Genomic DNA, 23,953 nt, shown 5'->3' on the forward strand with positions numbered 1-23,953 from the left:
GCGCGGTCGTGACTAGGGCATGCACACCTGGGTGACGGTGCCCCCGGCCGCCGCCCGGTCCACCGTCACCCGCACGTTCCCGAGGCCCGTCCCGTCGGCCGGGGCCACCGCGTCGGCGGCCGTGCACACCAGTTGGCGCAGGGCGCTGCGGGACTCCCAGCCCCGGGGCGCGCGGAGCCGTACGGTGCCACCCCCGTCGGCGGCGCCGACCGGGGTGGGTGCCTGGCCGGGTGCGTAGCTGACGAGGCCGCGGGCGCGTTCGGCGGGGTTGGGGCCCTGGACCAGGTGGTGCAGGGCGGCGTCGAGCGCGTCGGGGCCGCGGTGGAGGCGGGAGACGCGTTCGAGGCCCTGGGCGGAGTAGAAGTAGACGTGCACGGCGGCCGGGGTCCCGGAGGTGCGGCCGGGCAGTCCGGCGGCCGGGGAACCGGCCGGTCCGGGTGCGGTGTCGGTGACGCCGCAGCCGGCCAGCGCCAGCAGCAGGGCCGACGCCAGTACGCGGTGCCGCGCTCTCATGCGGGGTCGCGCGGCAGGGTGAGGGTGAACACCGCTCCTCCCTCCGGGGCGTTGGCAGCGGTGAGGGTGCCGCCGTGCAGCCGGGCGTTCTCGGCGGCGATGGCCAGGCCGAGGCCGCTGCCCTCGCTGCGGGTGCGGGCGGTGTCGCCCTTGGTGAAGCGGTCGAAGACGTGCGGGAGTAGTTCCTCGGGGATGCCGGGTCCGCCGTCGTGCACGGCGAGGACGAGACGGGCGGAGTCGGCGCGGGCACGGATGCGCACGACCGCCTTCGGCCCGCCGTGGCGCAGGGCGTTGCCGGTGAGGTTGGCGAGGACGACGTCGATGCGGCGCGGGTCGAGGCGGGCGCGCAGGCCCTCGGGGGCGTCGACCGCCACCCGGTCCTGCCAGTGGCGCAACGCGAGTGTCTTGCGCAGGAGTTCGCCGACGTCGATCTCGTCGAGGTCGAGCCGGGCGGCCCCGGCGTCGAACCGTGAGATCTCCATCAGGTCCTCCACCAGGTGCGCCAGTTTGCGGGTCTCGTCGGCAACGAGGGTGAGGGCCTCGGAGGTCTCGGGGCCGAGGTGGCCGGAGGCGGCGTCGCCGTCGAGGAGTCCGGTGACGGCGGTCATCGCGGCGAGCGGGGTGCGCAGTTCGTGGGAGACGTCGGCGGCGAACCGGCGGGCCTTGGCCTCCATGGAGCGCAGGGTAGCGGCGTCCGCCTGGAGGGTGGCGGCCATGGTGTTGAACGCGCCGCCCAGGTCGGCGAGTTCGTCGTGTCCGGTGACCCGGATACGGGTGTCGAGGTCACCGTTGGCCATGGACTCGGCGGCCGACCGCAGCCGCCGTACCGGGCGCAGCACCCGGCGGGCGGCCAGCAGCGCGGGGATCAGCGAGGCGAGGACGACGGGCAGCGCCCCGGCGCGGGCCGCGCGGACCAGTGAGCCGACGTCCTGCTCCTGGGCGGTGAGCGAGAAGGTGGCGTAGACGACGAGCCCGGAGGAGCGGGTGGGGTGGTCGGCGACGGAGACGGGCAGGGCGACGGCGAGCCGGGGTTCGCCCTGTCGGTGGTAGCGCTGCACGAGGGCGGTGGTGGCGCGGGCGGCGCGGTCCGTCAGGCCCGCGGGAAGGGCGGGGGCGGGCCGCCGGGCGGTGACGAGGGTGCCGTCCCGGTAAGCGGCGGCGACCCGCCAGCCGCGCGCGCCGCCCGCGCGGTCGAGCTGCACGGTCAGGGCGCGCAGGTCCGCCGCGGTGGGCCGGGCGGGCAGGTCCGGGGCGAGGGAGTCGACCTGGGCGCGCAGCTCCCGTACGGCGTTGTCCTGGGCGCGCTGGAGGATCGCGGTGCGGGCCTGCTGGAAGGTGAGCGCGGCGGTGGTCAGCGCGCTGAGGGCGGAGACCAGGACGAAGGTGACGACGAGCCGGGTGCGCAGCCCGGCCGGAAGACGGCGGCGCCGCACGCCCCGCCCGCCCGGCACGGCCGGACGGCGTCTCACAGCGGCCCGAACCGGTAGCCGAAGCCGCGCACGGTCTGGAGGTAGCGGGGGTGGCGTGGGTCGTCCTCGGTCTTGGACCGCACCCGCATCACACACGCGTCCACCAGCCGCGCGTCGCCGTAGTAACTGTGCTCCCACACCTTCTCCAGCAGTTGCTGACGGCTGAAGGTCCGGTCCGGGGAGGCCGACAGGAACAGCAGCAGCTTGAGCTCGGAGGGCGCGAGCAGCACGTCCGCTCCGCGCTTGCGCACGCGCAGGGCGACCCGGTCGATCTCCAGGTCCCCGTACGTGGTGCGCTCGCCGCCCGCCGGGGGGCCGGGCTGGGACGGGGCGAGGCGGCGCAGCACCGCACGCATACGGGCCTCGATGACCTCGTCGCTGGAGGGCTTGACGATGTAGTCGTCGGCGCCGGCCTCCAGGCCCACGACCACGTCGATGTCGTCGCCGCGCGCGGAGAGGATGACGAGGGGCACCTGGCTGGTCTCGCGGATGCGCCGGCACACCTCCAGGCCGCTCATGCCGGGCAGCATCAGGTCGAGCAGGACAAGGTCGGGAGGGCAGTCGGCCAGCGCCTGGAGGCCGTCCTCGCCGGTGCCGACCGCCTCGGTCTCGTGGCCGCGCCGGCGCAGGCCCAGGGTGACACCGCGGCGGACGGCGGGATCGTCCTCGATCAGCAGGACTCGTGTCATGGGAGCGGGCTTCTCCGTTTCGTCTGCGGTGTCTTCATGTCACCGTGGGCTGCGGGCGTTGGACGTCAGCGGTCCGGGTCCGCCGGTCAGCGGTCCGGCTCCGCCGTCCCGACGGGGGCGGCGGCGCCGTTCTCGTCGCACCGGACGGACCACGGGTTGCCGGAGATGCCCGACTCGTGGACGCGGACGACCACGTCGGCCGGTCTCTCGCCGCCGGGTGCGCCCGGCGCGGCGGCGGCCGTGCACACGAGCTGGTTGACCGCCGTCCGGTCCAGTTCCGCCACCAGCCACGGCAGGTACAGGTCGACGGTTCCCGCCGAGACCCGCGCGCGCACCACGTGGGCGCCGGCGGGCACGGCGGTGACGAGTCCGCGCGCGCGTTCCGCGTGCGTGGGACCGGCCAGCAGGGCGTCGAGCGCGGCCTGGGGCCCGGCCCCGTCCGGCGCCGGGCGGGCGACGGGCCAACTGCCGTGCGGGGTGAGGAAGTAGACCCGGAGCAGCCCCGTGCCGTCCGTGGCCCGCTGCCCCCGGGCCGGCGCACCGGCGGCGGTCGGGCCGGTGTCCGTGACACCGCACCCGGCGAGCACCGCGGCCGCGAGGAACAGCCCCGCGAGAGTTCGCCCTCTCCGCATCCGTTCGCCTCCCTCCGCGCACTCGTGTCTCCGCGCACTCGCACGGGCCTACGGTGCCATCAGCCGGTTGAGCCGGTCCACGTCCACCGTCCCGGCGCCGGGATGGGGCCTCGGGATCGCCGCCCACACCCCCGCCGCGACGACGGCCGTGACGACGAGCGCCGCCACGCCCCGGCGTCCGGTCGCCCAGCGCGCCCGGAACCGTACCGGATCCTCCACCAGACGCGTGGACAGCACGGCCGCCACCAGCGACAGACCGATCAGTACGACGGTCCGGGACCACCCGCCGAAACCGAGCACGCTCGCGGGCAGCAGCAGGTACACCGGCCAGTGCCACAGGTACAGGCTGTAGGAGAGTTCCCCCAGCCGGACCGGCACGGCACTGCCCACCGCCCGTCCGGTGCGCCCCCGCGGCCTGCCGGCCAGCAGCGCGATGAGCAGCGCCGCGCCGAGCGAGTGCAGGAACATCCCGCCCCGGAACAGCCCGGGGGCGTGCTGTCCGTCGGTCAGTGCCCAGGAGGCCACGAGCCCGCAGAGCAGCAGCGCGGACAGCGCGTCCGACACGGCGCCGGGGATGCGGGTGGTCACTCGCATCACCGGCCGGGTGGCGGCCGCGGCGCCGAGCAGCAGCGCGAACGCCCGGGTGTCGGTGCCCTCGTAGGCGCGGGTGGTGTCCACGGCCTGCCCCAGGTGGACCATCAGGACGAGGGAGACGAGCGCACCCGTGACGGCCACCCCGGCCACCCGCCACTGTCCCGCACGGCCGCGCCCGACGAGTGCGACCAGCAACGGCCAGACCAGGTAGAACTGCCACTCCACCGCGATGCTCCACAGGTGGGAGAAGAGCCGGGTGTCCGAGGCGTTCCAGTAGCCGACCCGCTCGGTGATGAAGTGCCAGTTCACCATCTGCGCCGCCGCCCAGGGCGCGTCGTCGAGCGCGAACGCGAGCTGGACGGGGGTGCCGAAGGCCCGCACCAGCAGCAGTCCGACGACACCCATGACGACCAGCGCGGGCAACAGCCGCCGGGCCCGCCGCCCCCAGAAGGCGACCACCCGAACCCGCCCGTACCGCGCGATCTCCCCCATCAGCAGCCCGGTGATCAGAAAGCCGGACAGCACGAAGAACAGATCGACACCAAGAAACCCCCCACGCAACCGCCCCGCGTGAAAGAGCAACACAGCCACGACAGCCAGCCCCCGCAACCCGTCGAGGGAAGCAAGGTGCACACGCCGCTCGGTACCGAGAGAGCGGACAGAACGATCAGCCAGACGCTGATGAGCCATTGGGGTTCCTTCATGAGAGGGGGCCGCGCACCGCACCAGCCTCACCCGCACCCCAGCTCGGCGTACCCCCGGTCCTCGACCCACGCCCCCTTGGCCCACACCCCCGGCCCCGCAGGCGCGAACCCGTACAACTTCCCCAGCCGCTCGACGAACCACGTCGCGAACGCGGCGGACCCCTGCTGACACGAATGGATCCCGTCCGACGACCGCTGCGCCCTGTCGGCACCCCCATCGGTACCCCACAGCTTCGACGCGTCGAGGAAGTGCACGTTGCCCGCGCCGGACTTCGCCACCGCCCGCGCGGCCGCCGGCGCGCTCTTGATGGCGTCGGCGTGCGGCGCGTAGAAGTCGTCGATCTTGTACGGCGGCGCGGACACCAGCACGAGGTCCGCACCCGCCTCCTCCGCCGTCTTCGCGAGTTTCCGGTACGAGGCCCGCTGCTGCGCGGGGGTGCCCCAGTCGTACGTGGTGATCTGGTAGGCGAGCACGTCGGGGTGGAAGGACGCGAGGTCCGCACGCAGTCGCTTCCAGGTCGACCGGGCGAGCGCGCGGCTCATCCTGCCGCCCTCGACCACGGTGCCGCCGCCGTCGGAGGAGTCGTCCTTGAAGGCGGCGCCGCTCGCCTTGAGGGCCGCGCCGAGCGGCGGGGCCTCGACGCCCGCGATGGAGTCACCCACCCACAGCACCCTCTTGTCCGTCCCGGCCCCCGAGGCCGAGGCGGAGCCGGTGGAGGAGGCGGCGGCCTTGCTTCCCGTCGCGTCGCCGTCGTCGTCACCGCAGCCGGCCAGGGCGACGGCGCCCGTGACCGCCAGCAGCACGGCGGCCGACAGGGCCCGACGGCGTTGCCAGGTACGGGAGGTGACCGTGCCGGGGCGGAAAGTCACGTCAGCCTGAGAAGAGTTCGTCTCGTTGCGCATGCCGGAAAGCCCACCAGGCCGAACGCCCCCTCGGCCCCGTTGTCATCCATTGCTCACACAACGCGAAGGCGGCCGTCAAAACTACGAAGGCGGCCGTCACGCACCGCGCCCGAACGGATACGCCGCCGGCCCTCAACGCCCTTTACCCGCACGCCCGTTGGGCCCCCGACACGACCCCCACCTACCCACTGGTCTGTCATACCGGTACCTGCTCGTGGCCTATCATGACGCTGCCTCCATCAGGGTGGACGAGGGGCCCAGGCAGCCGCTCGGTGCCGGAAGCCCGTGGGCACGGCCGAACCGATGGAGAACGTTGTCGACGCGCAGCCGAGCCGATGCCACACGTGCCCCGCCGGCTCCGGGACATGCTCAAAGGGAAGGCGAACCCGGTGCATCCACACCATGAGACGGATCCGGCGCAGATAGGCCGCTACCGCGTGATACGCAGGCTCGGCCAGGGCGGCATGGGTCGGGTGTACCTGGCGCGGTCACCGGGTGGGCGCCCCGCCGCCGTGAAGGTCATCAACGACCATCTCCAGTCCGACGAGCAGGTGATGAGCCGGTTCCGCCGCGAGGTGGAGACGCTGGCCACCGTGCGCAGCGCGTTCACCGCCGCCCTGATCGACGCCGAGCTGGAGACGCCCCCGTACTGGCTGGCCACCGAGTACGTGCCGGGGCCGACGCTGCACGCAGCGGTCGTGAACGGCGGCCCCTTCCCGGCGGAGCTGGGCCGGGCCGTGCTGGCGGCGCTGGCCGAGGGGCTGGCCGACCTCCAGGGCCACGGTGTGTGGCACCGCGACATCAAGCCGCACAACGTCATCCTGTCCGCCACCGGCCCGCAGTTGATCGACTTCGGCATCGCCCGGACCATCGGCGCCTCCGAACTCACCCAGACCGGCAGTTGGCTGGGCACCCCGGGGTACATGGCGCCGGAGAGCATCACGAGCGGTGACACCGGTTCCAGCGCCGACGTCTTCGCCCTCGGCGCCACCCTGCTCTTCGCCGTGACGGGCCGTCCGCCCTACGGTGACGGTTCGATGGCGACGGTCTCGTACCGGACGGTGCACGAGGACGTCGATCTGAGCGGGGTGGACCCGGGGATCGCCGAGCTGATCGCGGCGTGCATGCACCGGGATCCGGCCCAGCGGCCCACGCCGCAGCGGATCATCGAGATGAGCGCGTCGGGCCTCGACCTCGTGCAGCATCCGGCCTACCAGAGCGCGCTGGTCGCGAGCGGGGCGGCCACGCCGGTGGAGAACGGGGCGGCCACCGCCGCCGTGCGCCAGGACCTCGTCCAAGGCGTGGCCGCCGCGCCGACGGTCGTGGCCACGCGGTTCGAACCCGGGCAGGGCCCGGGTGCGGGCACCCCGGTGCCCCCCGGCTTCGGTCCCGCGCCGGACGTCGTCGGGTATCCGGCCCCGCCGCGCAGGAGCCGGAACCGGTTCCTCGTCGCCGGTGCCGTCACGGCGGTCGTGGTGGTGGCCGCGGTGGCCGGCACACTGGTCTACCAGGCCTCGCAGGACGACTCCGGGCAGCGGAAGCCGTCCGCGGCCGCCGGCCGTGGCTCCGGCGAGGCCGCCGGCGGATCGAAGGCACCGGCGGCCGACGCCTCGAAGGACCCGGCGGCCGGCGGCTCCGGCGCGCAGGCCACCCCGGACGGCAGCAGGCCGACGAGCGCCCCGGACCCGGACGCGCCGAGGAACCTCTCCGTCAACGCCCCGCACAAGCTGGCCGTCGGCGAGTTCCTGGAGAACATGAACCGGAAGCTGATCATGCAGGCGGACGGCAACCTCGTCCTCTACGACGAGAACGGCAAGGCCCGTTGGGCGAGCCGGACCTCGGGCGAGAACTACACCGCCGAGTTTCAGCAGGACGGGAACCTCGTGGTCTACACGGCCGAGCGCAAACCCGTGTGGGCCAGCAACACCTCGGGGCACGAGAATTCGGTCCTGCTGTTCCTGGAGAACGGCAACGTGACCATCCAGCACGGCGCCGACGTGCTCTGGCAGACGGGCACCGATCACTGAGCCGCCTCTTCCATTCTCCGTTCACCGCGCCTCCGGGGCCATGTGCCCGCGGGGGCGCGGGGGGTTGACGGGGCGCGGGAGAGGGGAAGGGTACTCGCGGAACCAGACAGGACAACGATGTCAGTCTCTGGACGGAGGCCTCGGTGCGCAGAGCATCGCCCGGTTCGCGTCATCCCTTCCTGCCCGCCTGGACCGTTCTCGTTCTCGGCTTCCTGCTCGCCCTCGGCCCGCTCGCTCCGCCGGCCCACGCGGTCGCCGACGGCAACGGGCGCGGCGACGGGGGCGGTTGGACCGTGAGACAGCCCGGGAAGGCGCGCGACGGCGTCTCGGCCGCCGTCCGCCTCGATCCCGCCGACGGCACGGTGACCCTCGCCGCCCGCAAGGGCGCCACCACCGTGCTCGAACCCGCCCCCGTCGGCCTCGTCACCGGGTCCGCCGACCTCACCTCGGGGCTGCGGCTCACCTCACGGCGTACCCGGCAGGTGACCGAGCACTACACCATGACCACCGGCAAGCAACTGCGCCGCGATGTGCGGGCGACCGAGACCCGGTTCTCCTTCACCGGCGCCGGGAAGGCCCGCCTGGACCTCCTCGTCCGCGCCTTTGACGACGGCGTCGCCTACCGGTACGTGCTGCCCGCCCGGGGCGAGGTCACCGTGGTGCGCGAGGCGTCCGCGTTCCGGCCGCCCGCCGCCGCGCGGGCCTGGCTGTCGTCCTACACACCGAACTACGAGCGCACCTTCGCCCCCTCGGGCGCGGCCGACGCCCCGGACGGCTCCTACGCCTACCCCGCGCTCTTCCGGGTGGGCGACACGTACGCGCTGCTCACCGAGTCCGACGTGGACGGCCGCTACGACGGCAGCCATCTCGTCCACCGGCAGGGCAGCGCGCAGTACACGGTCGCCCTGGCCGACGCCTCCGTCACCTCCACCGGGCCGCTCGCCACGCCCTGGCGGACCGCGGTGATCGGCGACCTCGCCACCGTCACGGAGTCGACCCTGGTGGACGACCTGGCGCCGCCCTCCCGTATCGCCGACACCTCCTGGATCCGGCCCGGCAAGGTGGCCTGGTCCTGGCTGGCCGGCTTCGGCGCCGCCCAGCGCAGCCTCGCCACCCAGGAGCGCTTCGTCGACTACAGCGCGGCCCACGGCTGGCCGTACACGCTGGTGGACGACGGCTGGAAGACCACCGACTGGATGCCCCAACTCATCGACTACGCCAGGGCACGGGGCGTCGGCATCCTGCTCTGGGTGCACTACACCGACCTGGACACGGCCGCCGAGCGCGACGCGTTCCTGCCGAAGGTGAAGAAGTGGGGCGCGGCCGGGCTGAAGATCGACTTCATGGACTCCGACTCCCAGGAGCGGTTCGCCTGGTACGACGACATCCTGCGGGCCACCGCCCGGGAGAAGCTGCTGGTCAACTTCCACGGCGCCACGCTGCCCAAGGGCATCCAGCGGACCTGGCCGCAGGTGATGTCGATGGAGGCGGTCTACGGCGCCGAGCAGGGCAACGTCCCGGCCGCCGACCTCGCGACGCTGCCGTACACCCGCAACGCCGTCGGATCGATGGACTACACCCCGATGGGCTTCCAGTTCGGCACCCGTACCGTCTCGGACGCGGCCGAGCTGGCGCTGTCGGTGGTGTACGAGTCCGGTTTCCAGAACTTCGCCGGGTCGGTGGCGGCGTACCGGGAACGGCCGGAGCTGGAACGGTTCCTGGAACAGGTACCGACCGTCTGGGACGAGTCGCGGCTGCTGTCCGGTGAGCCGGGGCAGGACGCGACGTTCGCCCGGCGGCGGGGCGCCCGGTGGTTCCTCGGGAGCATCGGCGCCGGGCCCGCCGGGCGGCGGGAGGTGCCGCTGGACTTCCTCGGCGGCGGGAAGTGGCTGGTGGAGGTGGTGCGGGACGGCGACGACGGGCTGGTCCGCGAGCGGCACGTCCTCACCCGGCGCGACACCCTGCGCGTGCCCACGCACGAGCACGGCGGCTTCGCCGCGCTGGTGTGCCGCGCCGCCCCGGGGCGGGACACCTGCGACCGGCCGGTCTCCCGGCTGCCGCTGACCACGCTCACCGTGTCGCCGGGGAGGGCGGACGTCGACGCGGGCGCCTCGATCGGCGTGGACGCGCGCTTCGCGGTGGAGGACGCCGGACCGGCGCAGGACGTCACCGTCACCCTCCGCACCCCGGACGGCTGGTCCGTCGAGGGGGACCCGGCCCGCGCCGACCGGGTGAGCACGGGCGGGGAACTGGCCGGGCACTGGACCGTGAAGGTCCCGGCGGACGCCGCGGAGGGCGGCCGTGATCTGGTGGTCACCGCGAGGTACCGGGCGGGGACCCGGGTACTGACGGTGGAGCGCACCGTCCGCGCGTACGTCTCCCCGCCGGGCGTCGACCACGTCAGCGACCTGCCGTTCGTGTCGGAGAGCAACGGCTGGGGCCCTGTCGAGCGTGACCTGTCCAACGGGGAGACGGCCGCGGGCGACGGCGGGCCGCTCACCCTCCGGGGCACCGTCCACGACAAGGGGCTCGGGGTGCACGCCGCGAGCGAGGTCGTGGTCGATCTGGACGGCGCCTACCGGCGGTTCACCGCGGCCGTGGGCGTGGACGACGAGGTGGCCGGCAAGGGCAGCGTCGTCTTCGAGGTGCTCGGCGACGGCCGGACGCTGGCCACCACACCGGTGCTGACCTCGGCCGACGCGGCCCGCGCCCTCGATGTCGACGTGAGCGGGGTGCGGCGGCTGACGCTGCGGGTCACCGACGGCGGGGACGGCGTCGACTCCGACCACGCCGACTGGGGTGACGCGCGGCTGCTCTCGTGAGGCGGGGGGGCCGGTGGCGGTGTGGAGAGCACCGCCACCGGCCCCCGTGTGTCATGCCTGAGGACGGTGTGCGGGGCGCGGAGGTACTCGTTCTTCAGTAGCCGGATTGCCGCAGCGGTGACGACGACGGGAGAGGGTCCGCCCGGACAGCCTTGAGGGGTTCCCGAGAGAGATACGGAGACCCTTTCCATGGCGACCTTCTTGTACCGGCTGGGCCGTGGGGCCTTCCGACGACGCCGGTGGGTGACGCTGGTGTGGGTGGCGGTCCTGGCCGTCGTCGGCCTCGGCGCCCTCAACGCGTCCGAGGCGTCCGACGACTCCTCCGGGATGCCGGGGATCGAGTCGCAGAAGGCGTTCGACCTCATCAACGAACGGTTCCCCGGCGCCGAGGCCGACGGGGCGAGCGCCCGGATCGTCTTCGTGGCACCCGACGGGCAGAAGATCACCGCGGCCCCGAACCGTGCCGCCGTCGACGCGCTGGTGACCTCGGTGTCCGACGGGCCGCAGGTGGCGGACGTGGCGAGCCCCTTCGGCCAAGGGGCCGTGAGCAAGGACGGCTCCACGGCGTACGCCACGGTCACCTACAAGGTGAAGGACGACGACGTCAGCCGGGCGAGCAAGGACGACCTCCTCGACGCCGTCGACGAGGCCCGTGAGACGGGGCTGACCGTCGAGGCCGGCGGCGGCGCGGTGGCGAGCGACCCGTCGGAGGGGATCGGGGAGATCCTCGGCCTCGTCGTCGCCGCCGTGGTGCTGCTGCTCACCTTCGGTTCCCTGGCCGCGGCCGGGCTGCCGCTGATCACCGCGGTGGTCGGCGTGGGCGTCAGCATCGCGTCGATCATGGCGCTGGGCAGCGCGCTCGGCCTGTCCTCGAACAACGTCGAGCTGGCCATGATGATCGGCATCGCCATCGGGATCGACTACGCCCTGTTCGTGGTCTCCCGCTACCGGGAGGAGCGGGCGCACGGGCACGCCCCCGAGGAGGCGACCGGGCGGGCCGTGGGCACCGCGGGTTCCGCCGTGGTCTTCGCCGGGCTCACGGTGTTCATCGCGCTGACGGGGCTGTCGGTCGTGGGGGTGCCCGAGCTGACGAAGATGGGCCTGACGGCGGCGGGCACGGTGGTGGTCGGCGTCCTGGTCGCGCTGACGCTGGTCCCGTCCCTCCTCGGCTTCTGGCCCAACGCGGTCCTCTCCCGCCGGGCCGCGAAGGGTGCCGAGGGCGCCCGGCGCGCGGGCCGGATCCGCGCTCTCGTCCGCCGGTCCCGCGGGAGCGAGGCGCACACCCGGTCCGCGAGCGGCGTGACGGTCGTCGACGGCACCGCCGCGGGGGCCGACGGACAGGGCACCCGCGAGGCGGACCGGACGGGTGCGTGGAGCGCCCGTTGGGGCCGGTTCGTCGTACGGCGCCCGGTGCTGGTGCTGGTCGCCTCGGTCGCCTTCCTGGGCGCGCTGGCCGTGCCGGCGATGGACCTCCGGCTGGGCATGCCCGGCGACGAGGCCAAGCCCACGACGACCACCGAGCGCCGCGCCTACGACGCCCTCGCCGAGGGCTTCGGCCCCGGTTTCAACGGTCCGCTGACCATCGTCGTGGACGCCCGGCACGCCGACGACGCCGAGGGCGCGGTGGCGGCGGTCGGCAAGCGGATCGCCGGTACCGACGGCATCGTGTCGGTGACGCCGCCGCAGTTCAACGAGGCGAAGGACACCGCGGTGCTGCGGGCCACGCCGGCCACCGCGCCCACCAGCGAACGTACGGAGGACCTCGTCGAGACCATCCGCCACGAGCGCCCCGCGACCGAGTCGGCCACCGGCGCGACCTTCGAGGTCACCGGCACCACCGCCCTCAACATCGACGTCGCCGACAAGATGATGAGCGCCCTGATCCCGTACCTGGTGATCGTGGTGGGCCTGGCCTTCCTGCTGCTGATGCTGGTCTTCCGCTCGGTGCTGGTGCCGCTCAAGGCGGCGCTCGGCTTCCTGCTGTCGGTGCTCGCCGCGTTCGGCGCGCTCGTCACGGTCTTCCAGAACGGCCACGGCGCCTCGCTCCTCGGCGTCGAGCAGACCGGGCCGATCATGAGCACGATGCCGATCTTCCTGGTGGGCATCGTCTTCGGTCTCGCCATGGACTACCAGGTCTTCCTGGTGTCCCGGATGCGGGAGGCGTACCTGCACGGGGAGCGGCCCGCGCAGGCCGTGGTCAGCGGGTTCCGGCACAGCGGCCGGGTCGTGGTGGCGGCCGGGATCATCATGATGGCGGTGTTCGCCGGATTCATGACCGGCGGCGAGACCCTGGTCAAGATGGTCGGCTTCGGTCTGGCCATCGCCGTCCTGTTCGACGCGTTCGTGGTGCGCATGGCGTTCGTGCCGGCGGTGCTCGCGCTGCTCGGGAAGGCGGCCTGGTGGCTGCCGCGCCCGCTGGCCCGGCTGCTGCCGCGCGTCGACGTGGAGGGCGAGGCCCTGTCCCGGCGGCCCGCCGCTCCCCCGGCCGCGGAGGACGGCGCACGGGACACCGTACGCGTCTGACCGGGCCGCGACCCGTCGCGCACCCCGGGTCCAGGGCCGTCCGTGCCGCAGCACGGACGGCCCGCTCCCGTGTCCGGCGACTCCGCCGGCGGCAGAGCGGCGGCTGGCGCGTGGGCCGCCGGGTGACCCACCATGGCCCCACCTCACCCCCACCGGAGAGAACCATGCTCACCAGCTGGCGACGGTTCGCCGACCGCCACCCCCGCCTCGTCGAGTCGGCCTTCCTGCTGCTGTTGCTCGTCGTCACCGCGGCCCAGGGCATCGGGTCCGGTCACGGCCGCTGGCCCGGGGCGGTCGCCGCGAGCACCACCGCGTGCTGCTCCCTGCTGTGGCGCCGCGGACACCCGCGGCCGGTCCTGCTCGTCGTCGCGCTCTGTACCGGCGCGGCGGCCGCTCTGAGCACGGAGGTCTCCGCGCTCCTGCTGATCCCCGTCATCGTCGCCCTGTACGAACTGGCCGTGCGCAACCCCGAACGGCTCGCCCGCGCGTACTGGCTGGCCGCCTTCGCGCTGATCGTGCTGCCGACGCTGCCGCCGGGGCCCAACGACCAGCCGTGGGCCCAGACGGTGGTCCTCACGGCCTTCTGGACCGCGCTGCCGGTGGTCCAGGGCTCGGCCGTACGGGCGCGGCGGGCCTATCTGGAGGCGGTGCGCACCCGCGCCGAGCACGCCGAACGCACCCGCGAGGAGGAGGCGCGCCGGCGGGTCGCCGAGGAGCGTGTCCGCATCGCCCGCGAGCTGCACGACGTCGTCGCCCACCACATGGCCCTGGCCAACGCCCAGGCCGGAACCGCCGCCCATCTCGTGCGCACGCGCCCCGAGCAGGCGGCGGAGATCCTCTCCGAGCTGGGCACCACCACCTCCTCGGCGCTGCGCGAACTGCAGTCCACCGTGGGCCTGTTGCGCCAGTCCGACGACCCGGACGACTCCCTGGAGCCCTCTCCCGGGCTGGCCCGGCTCCCGGAGCTGGCCGCCGCGTTCGCCGCCGCCGGGCTCCGGGTCGGCATCGCGGTCGACGGGGAGGAACGGCCGCTGTCGCCGGGGGCGGACCTGACCGCGTTCCGCATCGTGCAGGAGGCGCTGACCAACGTCACCAAGCACACCGCCGCCGGCGCCGCGGAGGTCCGCCTCGCCTATTCCCACGACCGGCTGACCCTCACCGTCAGCGACGACGGCGGGGCCGTCCCGCACTCTCCGGCGCCCGGCGGCGGGTTCGGGCTGATCGGCATGCGCGAGCGGGCCCGGACCGCGGGCGGCAGCCTCCGGGCGGGGCACCGCCCCGGGGGCGGCTTCGCCGTCTCCGCCGAACTCCCTTTGGCTTCCTGACCCTTGAGATCCCTGGAAGAGTGCCCATGACCATCCGTGTGCTGCTCGCCGACGACCAGACCCTGCTGCGGGCCACCTTCCGCATCCTGATCGACTCCTGTTCGGACATGGAGGTGGTCGACGAGGCCGCGGACGGTGCGCGGGCGGTCGAGCTGACCCGCGTCCACCGCCCCGACGTGGTTCTGATGGACATCCGGATGCCCGGCACCGACGGTCTCGCCGCGGCCTCCGAGATCTGCGCCGACCCGGAGCTGGCGGACACCCGCGTCCTCGTCCTCACCACGTTCCAGACCGACGAGTACGTGGCCCGGGCGCTGCGGGTGGGCGCGAGCGGCTTCCTCGGCAAGGACGTCTCCGCCGAGGCCCTGCTCGACGGCATCCGCACCGTGGCCGCCGGGGACGCACTGCTCTCGCCGGTGGCCACCCGCAGCCTCATCACCCGCTTCCTGGCCACGCCCGAGGCCGACGCGGGCACGACGAGGGACGCGGGGGTCCTGACCGCCCGCGAGCGCGAGGTGACGGCGCTGGTCGCGGACGGCAAGTCCAACGCCGAGATCGCCGAACAGCTGTTCCTGAGCCCGCTGACCGTCCGGACGCACGTCCAGCGGGCCAAGACCAAGCTGGACGCCCGCAGCCGGGCCCAACTGGTCGCCATCGCCTACCGGTCGGGGCTGGCCCGGCCGCCGCGCTGACGCCGCCCGGTCCGGACGCCGGACCGCGTCCGAATGGGACCACCGTGACAGGAAGGCGTGTCGCCGGTCGGATAAACGCGGCGCCGGAGGGTAAAAAAGCTCAGGGCTCCTGCCGTCGCAGAAGCCGGGGCGTGCCCATGACGGGCTCGCCCCAGGACACCAACGAAGGACCAAACGTATGGCCAGCGGTACCGTGAAGTGGTTCAACTCCGAGAAGGGCTTCGGCTTCATCTCCCAGAACGACGGGGGCCCGGACGTCTTCGCGCACTACTCCGAGATCAACGGCAGCGGGTACCGCGAGCTGATCGAGGGGGAGAACGTCACCTTCGACATCGGACAGGGACAGAAGGGACCGCAGGCACAGAACATCACGCGGGGCTGACCACCCCGCCCCCTCCGCACGGCCCCGGCACCCCGCCGGCTCCGTCCGTGAGCACCACCGCGGTGCCCGCCCCACGCGAAAGCGTGGGCGCCGGGCACCGCGGCCGTTTTCCGGCCCCCTGCGGGCGGCCGGACGGAGGCCGGCTGCGCGCTGGCCACGGCCGCGCTGCCGTGCGGCCTCGCCCGGCCGGTCGCCGTCCCGTGCTACGGCGTCGGGGCCGACCGGCGGTCAGACGGGAGGAAGAGAAACGAACTTGGTCTAGTCCAATCTATTGACGTGGCCCCAACAGGCTCAGCAAGCTGGGACGACTCCCCACAGCCCCACCTGGAGGCACACAGTGAGACGTCTTCGCGCATGTCTGGGCGCGGCCGCCGCCGTCGGAATCGCCGCGGCCGGCTCGACCGCACTGCTCGCGGGCAACGCCTCGGGCGCGACGAACGCGCTGAGCAACCGTTGGTACGCGGCCGCCCCCTATCTGATGCCGCTGGACAACGACCCGCCGGACGCCGCTGCCATCATGGACGCCACCGGGCTCAAGGCCTTCCAGCTCGCGTTCATCCTCGCGCCCAACGGCGGCGGCTGCTCCCCCACCTGGGGCGGCACCTCCGCGGTCTCCTCGGACACCGCCGTGCAGGCGGTGATCAACAAGATCCGCTCCAAGGGCGGCGACGTCTCCGTCTCCATCGGCGGCTACGGCGGCACCAAGCTCGGCCAGACCTGCTCCGACGCGGCCTCGACCGCCGCCGCGTACCAGCAGGTCATCACCAAGTACGGGCTGCACGCCATCGACTTCGACCTGGAGGAGCCGGAGTACGAGAACACGGCCGCGATCAGGAACGAGATCGGCGCGGCCAAGATCCTTCAGCAGAACAACCCCGGCCTCTACGTCTCCGTCACCACCGCGGGCACCACGGCGGACGGCACCGGCTGGTTCGGCAAGCAGATGCTGCTCGAGGCGAAGTCCCAGGGGTTCACCCCGAACAACTTCTCCATCATGCCGTTCGACGGCGGCTTCAACGGCGCCGCCGCCCAGACCGACGCACTGACCAAGTTCAACAAGATCCTTCAGTCGACGTTCGGCTGGGACGAGGCGACCGCCTACGCCCACGAGGGCTTCTCCGGCATGAACGGCCGCAGCGACACCGGCGAGTACTTCGCGCAGTCCGACTTCCAGACGGTGCTGGACTACGCCACCAACCACCACATGGACCGCTTCACGTTCTGGTCCCTCAACCGCGACCGGCAGTGCAGCCCGCCGGACAACGGGGGCCGCACGTCGGGCACCTGCTCCAGCGTGGCGCAGAACGCGTGGGACTTCGCCAAGTACTCGGTGAAGTTCGCCGGGGTCACCCCGCCCACGACCACGCCCACCCCGACGCCGTCCCAGCCGGGCACCGCCTGCACGTCGGCGTGGAGCTCGTCGGCGGTCTACGTCAAGGGCGACGAGGTGTCGTACAACGCGCACAACTGGAAGGCCAAGTGGTGGACCCAGAACGAGAAGCCCGGCGCCGCCGAGTGGGGCCCCTGGGAGGACGAGGGCTCCTGCTGACGTGACGTCCGCCGCCGCCCGCCGTCCCCGGCGAACCGGGGCGGCGGGCGGCGGCGGACGTGTGACCGCGGGGAGCGGGCCTTCGACACCAGGCGTCGCCTTCGCTACAGGACGCCGCCTCCGGCACTAGATGTTGTTGGCGAAGTTCTTGAACGCGGCCTGGGTGCCGGAGCCGGCGTCACCGTCGATGGCGCCGGTGTAGCCCCAGTTCTGCAGGAGCCGCTGCAGGGCCTTGATCGTGTTGGTGCCGGGGTCGCCGTCGATGGCGCCGGTGTAACCCCAGTACTCCTTGAGGCAGCGCTGGAACGCCTTCCAGCTGTTGGTGCCGAGCTGCCCGTCGATGGAGTCGGTGTAACCCCAGTAGGTCTGCAGCCAGCGCTGGACGTTCTTCGCCTGGGCGCTGGACAGGCCGAAGTTGTGGGTCGCGAGCACACCGGTCTGCAGGCCCGCCACCGGGTGCGACGCCGGTGCGGAGGCCGCCTGGCTGGTGCCCGCGGTGGCCAGGCCGCCGGCCGCGATGCCGACCGCGGCGGCGAGACTGACGAGTGTCCTGGCCATGACGTTCGATCGCATGTGAGCCTCTTTCGTCCTTCGGGATCGGTCGTGAACGGGTCGTGATCGGTCCGTGGACCGTCACCTCGGCGCCGTCGGCGAGGAGGTGACGGGAGCAAGACTGCGGGGCCGCAGCGGGTACCGCCACGGTCGACGTCCACGTGACGACGACACGGGACGGTCCGCCCTTCGACCTGCGGGGACGCGGCCCGGCGGGACGGTGCCGCGGGACGGCCGGGGCGGCTACGGCGGCTCCCGGACGCGGCCGGGGGTCGTATACCCGTGCGGAGAGTTGCGCACTGATGCAGAATGCGACGCAGCGACGACCACTGACCACGGTCCGCGCGAGTGGGGGGATCATGTCCCGTTGGAAGCCGTTGCCCGCAGAACTCGACCCGTCCTCACGGCAGTTGGTGATCCGATTACGCCGGTTGAAGGACCGCGCCGGGCTGAGCCTGACCCGGCTGGCGGACCGGACCGGCTACAGCGCGAAGTCCTGGGAACGCTACCTGGGCGGCGGCACCCTCCCGCCCCCGGAGGCCGTACGCGCCCTGGCCCATCTCACCGGCACGGACCCGGTTCCCCTGCTGGCCCTCCAGGAGATCGCCGCCGCGAACCGCGCCTCCGACCGCGGGCGGAAACCGGCAGCGCCCGGGGTCGCACCGGAGGACGGGGCGGAAGGGCACACCGACGAGGGCGAGTTGACGGTGCGGGTGACGGCGGAGGCGCCCGCCTCGCGCGCTCCCCGGGCGCTGCGGATCGCGCTGGTGGCGTGTGCCGTCGCCGCCGTCCTCGCCCTCCTCTCGGCCGTCCTGCTGGCCGTACGGCTGCGGGGCGGTGACGGCGGGCCGGCCGCCGCCCGCCCGGTCTCGGCCACCGCGCCGGCGACCGCGTCGGCCCGCTCGTACAGTTGCCATCCGCACCGCGCCGACGGCCGCTGGTACGCGGGCAACAGCCGCACCCGGCGCACCGAGGTGGCGTACGGCAGCGTCGGACCGGAGGTGGCCGAGGCGCAGTGTCTGCTGCGCAGGGCGGGCATCTCGCCCGGTGGCATCGACGGCATCTTCGGCCCGCTCACCCAGCGCGCGGTCAAGGACCTGCAGAAGCGCTCCGGCCTTGTCGTGGACGGCCGGGTCGGGCCGCACACCTGGAAGGCGCTGCGGGGGTGACCGGGACGGCAGGGCCGACGCCGGCGGCCTCCACGCCGGCCGCGACGGCTTCTCCCGCGCTCGCCCGGCTCGCGCTCGCGCTACGGGAGTTGCGGATCCGTACCGGACTGAGCCTGGCGGCGCTCGCGGCGAAGACCACGTACAGCAAGTCGTCCTGGGAGCGGTACCTCAACGCCAGGGCCCTGCCCCCTCGCCCCGCCGTGCGAGCACTGTGCCGACTGGCCGGCGAGCCGGAGGGGCGCTGTCTGGCGCTGTGGGAGATCGCGGAGTCGGAGTGGGGCGGCCGCGCCGGGGAGGCGACCGGGAGGACGAGCGCGAACGCCTCGGTGCGGGCGACGGCGGACGGGCCCCGACCGGCCGCCCCGTCGGCCCCGCCGGCCGCGTCGGCCGCCCGGGCGGCTCCGGGCGCTCCGGCCGCGGAGGCCGACCCGGCCCCACGGGCTTCGCGGTCCCGACCGACCCCCTCCGCCGAGACTCCACCGTCCGGCCACCGCGGCGTGGCCCTGCTCGCGGTGCTCGCGATGCTGTGCGCCGTCGTCTTCGGCGTCGTGGCGGTGGGCCTCCTGCTCCTCCCCCACCAGCGCAAGGCGCCCTCCGCGCCCTCCGCCGAGCCCGCCACCGGGCCGCTGTGCCGGGGCGAGGGGTGCGAGGGGAAGAGCCCGATGCGCCAGCGCTGCGCCTCCTCCCCGGTCACCCTCGCCTCCCGTCACCTGACCACCGGCGCCTGGATGGAGCTGCGCCACAGCACGGTGTGCGGGACCAGTTGGGCCCGCGCGTGGGGCACGGACGTCGGCGACCGGATCGAGATGGAGGCGGGCGACGACGGCCGGCCCGCCCGGAGGGCCGAGGTGCGCGACCGGGTCGACGCGGACACCTATGTGTACACGGCCATGACCGCGACCGGCCCGGGCACCGTCGTACGGGCCTGCTACCGGCCTGCGGGCGGCGGTCCCCGGGAGTGCGCCGAGGGCCACGTCCGGTAGCCGCCGGCCGGCGCCGAGTCGCGTCGGCCGGGTGCGGACCGGTCAGTATTCGAGAAGCCCCGGCCGCCCGCGCCCGCATAGTGTGGCTGCCGGGGGCCGGGACGGGGGCCCCGGGACCTCGGACGGGAACAGGGAGAGACCTTTGAGCATCGACACGAGCGCGCAGAACCAGGTGCCCACGCCGCACGTCGCCGACAGCCATGATCTGATCCGCGTGCACGGGGCGCGCGAGAACAACCTCAAGGACATCGCCGTCGAGATCCCCAAGCGCCGGCTGACCGTGTTCACCGGAGTCTCCGGCTCGGGCAAGAGCTCGCTGGTGTTCGACACGATCGCCGCGGAGTCGCAGCGGATGATCAACGAGACGTACAGCGCGTTCGTGCAGGGCTTCATGCCGACCCTCGCCCGTCCCGAGGTCGACGTGCTCGACGGGCTGACCACCGCGATCATCGTCGACCAGCAGCGGATGGGCGCCGACCCCCGCTCCACCGTCGGCACCGCGACCGACGCCCACGCGATGCTCCGCATCCTCTTCAGCCGCCTCGCGCGGCCGCACATCGGTTCCCCCAAGGCGTACTCCTTCAACGTCGCCTCGATCAGCGGGGCGGGCGCGGTCACCGTCGAGCGCGGCGGGCAGAAGGTGAAGGAGCGCCGCAGCTTCCGCATCACCGGCGGCATGTGCCCGCGCTGCGAGGGCCGGGGCACGGTCCAGGACTTCGACCTGACGCAGCTCTACGACGACACCAAGTCCCTCAACGAGGGCGCCCTGGAGGTGCCGGGCTACAAGTCGGGCGGCTGGAACCACCGGCTGTACAGCGAGTCGGGCCTGGTCGACCCGGACAAGCCGATCCGCGCGTACACCAAGCGGGAGCTGGCCGACTTCCTGCACCGCGAGCCGACGAGGATGAAGATCGCGGGCATCAACATGACCTACGAGGGTCTGCTGCCGCGCCTCCGCAAGTCGATGCTGGCCAAGGACCGCGAGGGCATGCAGCCGCACATCCGGGCGTTCGTGGACCGCGCGGTCACCTTCGCCACCTGTCCCGAGTGCGACGGCACCCGGCTGAGCGCCGAGGCCCGGTCGTCGACGATCGACGGCGTGAGCATCGCGGACGCCTGCGCGATGCAGATCAGCGATCTCGCCACCTGGGTGCGCGGTCTGAAGGAGCCCTCGGTGGCCCCGCTGCTCGACTCGCTGCGGCACACCCTCGACTCGTTCACGGAGATCGGTCTCGGCTACCTCTCCCTGGACCGGCCGGCGGGCACGCTGTCGGGCGGCGAGGCGCAGCGCACCAAGATGATCCGCCACCTGGGCTCCTCGCTCACCGATGTCACCTATGTCTTCGACGAGCCCACCACCGGGCTGCACCCGCACGACATCCAGCGGATGAACACCCTGCTGCTGCGGCTGCGGGACAAGGGGAACACGGTGCTCGTCGTGGAGCACAAGCCGGAGGTCGTGGCGATCGCCGACCACGTCGTCGACCTCGGCCCCGGCGCCGGCGCGGCGGGCGGCACCGTGTGCTTCGAGGGCACCGTCGAGGGGCTGCGGGCGAGCGGCACGCTCACCGGGCGCCACCTCGGCGACCGGGCGTCCGTGAAGAAGAGCGTGCGCACGCCGACCGGCTCGCTCCCGGTCCGCGGGGCCGACGCGCACAACCTGCGGAACGTGGACGTGGACATCCCGCTCGGTGTGCTCACCGTCGTCACGGGCGTCGCCGGGTCCGGCAAGAGTTCCCTCGTCCACGGGTCGATCCCGGCCGGCGCGGACGTGGTGTCGGTGGACCAGGGCGCGATCCGCGGCTCGCGGCGCAGCAATCCGGCGACGTACACGGGGCTGCTCGAGCCGGTCCGTAAGGCGTTCGCCAAGGCCAACGGCGTGAAGCCGGCGCTGTTCAGCGCCAATTCGGAGGGCGCCTGCCCCACCTGCAACGGCGCCGGTGTCGTCTACACGGACCTGGCGATGATGGCCGGTGTGGCGACCACCTGCGAGGAGTGCGACGGGAAGCGGTTCGACGCGTCGGTGCTGGAGTACCGGCTCGGCGGCCGGGACATCAGCGAGGTGCTGGCGCTGCCGGTGTCCGAGGCGCTGGAGTTCTTCGCGGCGGGCGAGGCGCGCACCCCGGCGGCGCACCGGATCCTTCAGCGGCTGTCCGACGTCGGGCTCGGCTACCTCACCCTGGGCCAGCCGCTGACCACGCTGTCCGGCGGCGAGCGGCAGCGGCTGAAGCTGGCCACGCACATGGGCGACAAGGGCGGTGTGTACGTCCTGGACGAGCCGACCGCCGGCCTGCACCTCGCCGACGTCGAGCAGCTGCTGGGTCTGCTGGACCGGCTGGTCGACTCGGGCAAGTCGGTGATCGTCGTGGAGCACCACCAGGCGGTGATGGCGCACGCCGACTGGATCATCGACCTGGGTCCCGGGGCCGGTCACGACGGCGGCCGGATCGTCTTCGAGGGCACCCCGGCCGACCTGGTCGCGGCCCGCTCCACCGTCACCGGCGAGCACCTCGCGGCGTACGTCGGCGCCTGACCGCCCGATCGCTTTCCGGACCGGCCGTCCCCGTCACGGGGGCGGCCGGTCGGGTGTTTACGGGGCTCTCGCACCCGATACCCGCCGAGACCGGCTCTATTTGCACACTCGTGGGCAACAAACTAATCTGCACATCGATGGGCAACTTACTGTCCGACGCTCACTCTGCTTCTGGAGCCCTCGATGCCGCTCATGGCGAACACACCGGTGGAGAAGATGACCGGCCCCTACCCACGGCGCTGGTGGGCACTGCTCGTGCTGTGTCTGAGCCTGCTGCTCGTGGTCATGGCCAACACGTCGTTGATCGTCGCCGCCCCGGACATGACCGCCGATCTGCACCTCAGCAGCAGCGACCTGCAATGGGTCATCGACGGCTACACCGTCCCGTACGCCGCGCTGATGCTGGTGCTCGGCGCGATCGGCGACAAGTACAGCCGCCGGGGCGCGCTCGTCACCGGGCTGCTGATCTTCGCGGGCGGCTCGGTGATGGGCAGCCTGGTGCACGACACCGGGCTGGTCATCGCCGCCCGCGCGGTCATGGGCGTGGGCGCGGCCGTGGTCATGCCGGCCACGCTCTCGCTGCTGGTCGCGGTCTTCCCCAAGGGGGAGCGGGCCCGGGCGATCACCGCCTGGACCGCCACCTCGGGGCTGGCCATCGCGGTCGGCCCGCTGGTCGCGGGACGGCTCCTGGAGAGTCACGCCTGGGGCTCGACGTTCCTGGTCAACGTGCCCATAGCCGTCGTCGCCGTGCTCGGCGCGCTCGTCCTCGTCCCGCCGTCCCGGGCCCGGGACATGGGCCGGATCGACTACGTGGGCGGTCTGCTGTCCATCGTCTCCGTCGGCGCCCTGGTGTACGCCATCATCGAGGGCCCGCACTTCGGCTGGGGCGCGGGGCCGGTCACGGCGGCCGTGGTCGCGGGCGTGGGTCTCGTCGTCTTCGCCCTGTGGGAGCTGCGGCACCCGCACCCCATGCTGGACGTCCGCCGGTTCACCCGGCGCCCCTTCGCGGGCTCTATGATCGCGGTGCTGTTCTTCTTCTTCGGCGCCTACGGCTCGATCTACTACCTCACGCAGTTCCTGCAGTTCGTCCTCGGCTACGGTCCCCTGGAGACCGGCGTCCGGCTGCTGCCGCTGGCCGGCGCGGTGTTCGTCGGCGCCGCCGTGACCGGCCGGCTCACCCCGAGGCTCGGGGTGAAGGCGATGGTGGTGCCCGGGATGGTCATCGGCACGGTGAGCGTCTTCCTGCTCACCACGATCGGCGCGGACGCCACCTACGCCGACTTCGTGCCGTCGCTGCTGCTGCTCGGCTTCGCCATCGGCCTGAGCGTCTCCCCCGCCACCGACACGATCATGGGCTCCTTCCCGGAGTCGGAGCTGGGCGTGGGCGGCGGCGCCAACGACACCTCGCTGGAGCTGGGCGGCGCGCTCGGCATCGCCGTCCTCGGCTCGCTCCTCGGCACGGCGTACCAGGACCGGCTGGGCGAGTTGATCGGCGGGCGGCTGCCGGCCGCCGCGCTGGACGCCGCCGGGGAGTCGGTGGGCGGCGGGCTCGCGGTCGCCGGACAGGTGGCCAAGAACCCGAGCGGCGGACCCCAGCAGGCCCGGGCCCTGGTCGACGCCGTGCACGAGGCCTTCGCCCACGGCGTGGCGCACACCAGCCTGATCGGCGGGATCATCATGGCCGCCGGTGCGCTGATCGTCCTCGCGGTGCTGCCCGGCCGCAGGGCCCGCGCGGCGGACGGGCAGCCCGCCGAGGAGGCCCGCTCCGAGGAGCACGCCGAGGTCGGCTGACCGCCCGCCCTTCCCCGTGACCGCGGTGGACCGGAGTGTAAGCCGTGGTCACGGGATACCCGTCGCGGAATGTGGAGCGCGGCCCACCGGCCGCGGGGTAC

General features: G+C 73.4%; 18 protein-coding genes. 11 read left to right on the top strand and 7 right to left on the bottom strand.

All coding sequences use genetic code 11. The annotated features are described in order from the left end of the window. Nucleotides 1-12: 12 nt before the first annotated feature. The 6 genes from OIE12_RS01610 to OIE12_RS01635 all read right to left on the bottom strand — a co-directional run bounded on the left by OIE12_RS01610 (nucleotide 13) and on the right by OIE12_RS01635 (nucleotide 5,471). A complete protein-coding gene (locus tag OIE12_RS01610) occupies nucleotides 13-513 on the bottom strand; it encodes a hypothetical protein (protein WP_329130876.1) in 501 nt (166 codons plus the stop codon). Then, entirely contained in the window at nucleotides 510-1,982 is a 1,473-nt protein-coding gene (locus OIE12_RS01615; RefSeq protein WP_443053741.1) for an ATP-binding protein, read from the bottom strand. Before OIE12_RS01615 ends, OIE12_RS01610 begins: the two co-directional genes overlap by 4 nt. Continuing rightward, nucleotides 1,979-2,671 carry a response regulator transcription factor gene (locus OIE12_RS01620; protein WP_329130878.1) on the bottom strand — a complete coding sequence of 231 codons (693 nt, stop codon included), beginning with the start codon at nucleotides 2,669-2,671 and terminating at the stop codon, nucleotides 1,979-1,981. Before OIE12_RS01620 ends, OIE12_RS01615 begins: the two co-directional genes overlap by 4 nt. 86 nt (nucleotides 2,672-2,757) lie before the next feature. Beyond that, nucleotides 2,758-3,303: a GerMN domain-containing protein gene (locus OIE12_RS01625; RefSeq protein ID WP_329130880.1), complete on the bottom strand. Its 546-nt coding sequence runs from the start codon at nucleotides 3,301-3,303 to the stop codon at nucleotides 2,758-2,760. Nucleotides 3,304-3,351: 48 nt separating this feature from the next. Further along, entirely contained in the window at nucleotides 3,352-4,587 is a 1,236-nt protein-coding gene (locus OIE12_RS01630) for an acyltransferase family protein (protein WP_443053742.1), read from the bottom strand. A gap of 41 nt (nucleotides 4,588-4,628) precedes the next feature. Then, entirely contained in the window at nucleotides 4,629-5,471 is an 843-nt protein-coding gene (locus tag OIE12_RS01635; RefSeq protein ID WP_329130884.1) for an SGNH/GDSL hydrolase family protein, read from the bottom strand. Between the two features lie 422 nt (nucleotides 5,472-5,893). Here OIE12_RS01635 and OIE12_RS01640 point away from each other — a divergent pair, with 422 nt between their 5' ends. From OIE12_RS01640 to OIE12_RS01670, 7 genes are all read left to right on the top strand, one after another. Beyond that, the gene (locus tag OIE12_RS01640) at nucleotides 5,894-7,531 is read left to right on the top strand and encodes a protein kinase domain-containing protein (protein WP_329130885.1); all 1,638 of its coding nucleotides are present in this window, start codon (nucleotides 5,894-5,896) and stop codon (nucleotides 7,529-7,531) included. A 143-nt stretch (nucleotides 7,532-7,674) separates the two neighbouring features. Then, nucleotides 7,675-10,353 carry a glycoside hydrolase family 97 catalytic domain-containing protein gene (locus tag OIE12_RS01645; protein ID WP_329130887.1) on the top strand — a complete coding sequence of 893 codons (2,679 nt, stop codon included), beginning with the start codon at nucleotides 7,675-7,677 and terminating at the stop codon, nucleotides 10,351-10,353. A gap of 189 nt (nucleotides 10,354-10,542) precedes the next feature. Continuing rightward, nucleotides 10,543-12,876: an MMPL family transporter gene (locus OIE12_RS01650; RefSeq protein ID WP_329130889.1), complete on the top strand. Its 2,334-nt coding sequence runs from the start codon at nucleotides 10,543-10,545 to the stop codon at nucleotides 12,874-12,876. Between the two features lie 164 nt (nucleotides 12,877-13,040). After that, nucleotides 13,041-14,201 (top strand): sensor histidine kinase, encoded by a 1,161-nt coding sequence (locus tag OIE12_RS01655; RefSeq protein WP_329130891.1) that lies wholly within the window; start codon nucleotides 13,041-13,043, stop codon nucleotides 14,199-14,201. A gap of 26 nt (nucleotides 14,202-14,227) precedes the next feature. Further along, entirely contained in the window at nucleotides 14,228-14,893 is a 666-nt protein-coding gene (locus tag OIE12_RS01660) for a response regulator transcription factor (RefSeq protein ID WP_329130893.1), read from the top strand. Between the two features lie 178 nt (nucleotides 14,894-15,071). After that, a complete protein-coding gene (locus tag OIE12_RS01665) occupies nucleotides 15,072-15,275 on the top strand; it encodes a cold-shock protein (protein WP_329130895.1) in 204 nt (67 codons plus the stop codon). Between the two features lie 337 nt (nucleotides 15,276-15,612). After that, a complete protein-coding gene (locus OIE12_RS01670) occupies nucleotides 15,613-16,824 on the top strand; it encodes a carbohydrate-binding protein (protein WP_329130897.1) in 1,212 nt (403 codons plus the stop codon). Nucleotides 16,825-16,950: 126 nt separating this feature from the next. Here OIE12_RS01670 and OIE12_RS01675 read toward each other — a convergent pair whose 3' ends face one another. Then, complete coding sequence (locus OIE12_RS01675; protein ID WP_329130899.1) at nucleotides 16,951-17,397, bottom strand: peptidoglycan-binding domain-containing protein; 447 nt, start codon at nucleotides 17,395-17,397, stop codon at nucleotides 16,951-16,953. 338 nt (nucleotides 17,398-17,735) lie between these two features. On the opposite strand from OIE12_RS01675, the gene OIE12_RS01680 reads away from it, so the two are divergent. The 4 genes from OIE12_RS01680 to OIE12_RS01695 all read left to right on the top strand — a co-directional run bounded on the left by OIE12_RS01680 (nucleotide 17,736) and on the right by OIE12_RS01695 (nucleotide 23,852). Beyond that, nucleotides 17,736-18,545, top strand: coding sequence for a peptidoglycan-binding protein (locus OIE12_RS01680; protein ID WP_329130901.1), 810 nt, complete (start codon nucleotides 17,736-17,738; stop codon nucleotides 18,543-18,545). After that, nucleotides 18,542-19,528 carry a helix-turn-helix domain-containing protein gene (locus OIE12_RS01685; RefSeq protein WP_329130903.1) on the top strand — a complete coding sequence of 329 codons (987 nt, stop codon included), beginning with the start codon at nucleotides 18,542-18,544 and terminating at the stop codon, nucleotides 19,526-19,528. The genes OIE12_RS01680 and OIE12_RS01685 overlap by 4 nt, the downstream gene beginning before the upstream one ends. Before the next feature lie 142 nt (nucleotides 19,529-19,670). Continuing rightward, entirely contained in the window at nucleotides 19,671-22,061 is a 2,391-nt protein-coding gene (locus OIE12_RS01690; protein ID WP_443053743.1) for an ATP-binding cassette domain-containing protein, read from the top strand. 183 nt (nucleotides 22,062-22,244) lie between these two features. Further along, nucleotides 22,245-23,852: an MFS transporter gene (locus OIE12_RS01695; RefSeq protein WP_329130905.1), complete on the top strand. Its 1,608-nt coding sequence runs from the start codon at nucleotides 22,245-22,247 to the stop codon at nucleotides 23,850-23,852. The last annotated feature ends 101 nt before the right edge of the window (nucleotides 23,853-23,953 follow it).

Origin of the sequence: Streptomyces sp. NBC_00670 (genome assembly GCF_036226765.1) — a bacterium.
Classification (GTDB): Bacteria; Actinomycetota; Actinomycetes; order Streptomycetales; family Streptomycetaceae; genus Streptomyces.

Coding starts and splice junctions, on each gene's coding strand:
- OIE12_RS01675 (WP_329130899.1), bottom strand. CDS start 17,397: ATGCGATCGAACGTCATGGCCAGGACACTCGTCAGTCTCGCCGCCGCG.
- OIE12_RS01620 (WP_329130878.1), bottom strand. CDS start 2,671: ATGACACGAGTCCTGCTGATCGAGGACGATCCCGCCGTCCGCCGCGGT.
- OIE12_RS01650 (WP_329130889.1), top strand. CDS start 10,543: ATGGCGACCTTCTTGTACCGGCTGGGCCGTGGGGCCTTCCGACGACGC.
- OIE12_RS01695 (WP_329130905.1), top strand. CDS start 22,245: ATGCCGCTCATGGCGAACACACCGGTGGAGAAGATGACCGGCCCCTAC.
- OIE12_RS01680 (WP_329130901.1), top strand. CDS start 17,736: ATGTCCCGTTGGAAGCCGTTGCCCGCAGAACTCGACCCGTCCTCACGG.
- OIE12_RS01625 (WP_329130880.1), bottom strand. CDS start 3,303: ATGCGGAGAGGGCGAACTCTCGCGGGGCTGTTCCTCGCGGCCGCGGTG.
- OIE12_RS01660 (WP_329130893.1), top strand. CDS start 14,228: ATGACCATCCGTGTGCTGCTCGCCGACGACCAGACCCTGCTGCGGGCC.
- OIE12_RS01630 (WP_443053742.1), bottom strand. CDS start 4,587: ATGGCTCATCAGCGTCTGGCTGATCGTTCTGTCCGCTCTCTCGGTACC.
- OIE12_RS01655 (WP_329130891.1), top strand. CDS start 13,041: ATGCTCACCAGCTGGCGACGGTTCGCCGACCGCCACCCCCGCCTCGTC.
- OIE12_RS01665 (WP_329130895.1), top strand. CDS start 15,072: ATGGCCAGCGGTACCGTGAAGTGGTTCAACTCCGAGAAGGGCTTCGGC.
- OIE12_RS01610 (WP_329130876.1), bottom strand. CDS start 513: ATGAGAGCGCGGCACCGCGTACTGGCGTCGGCCCTGCTGCTGGCGCTG.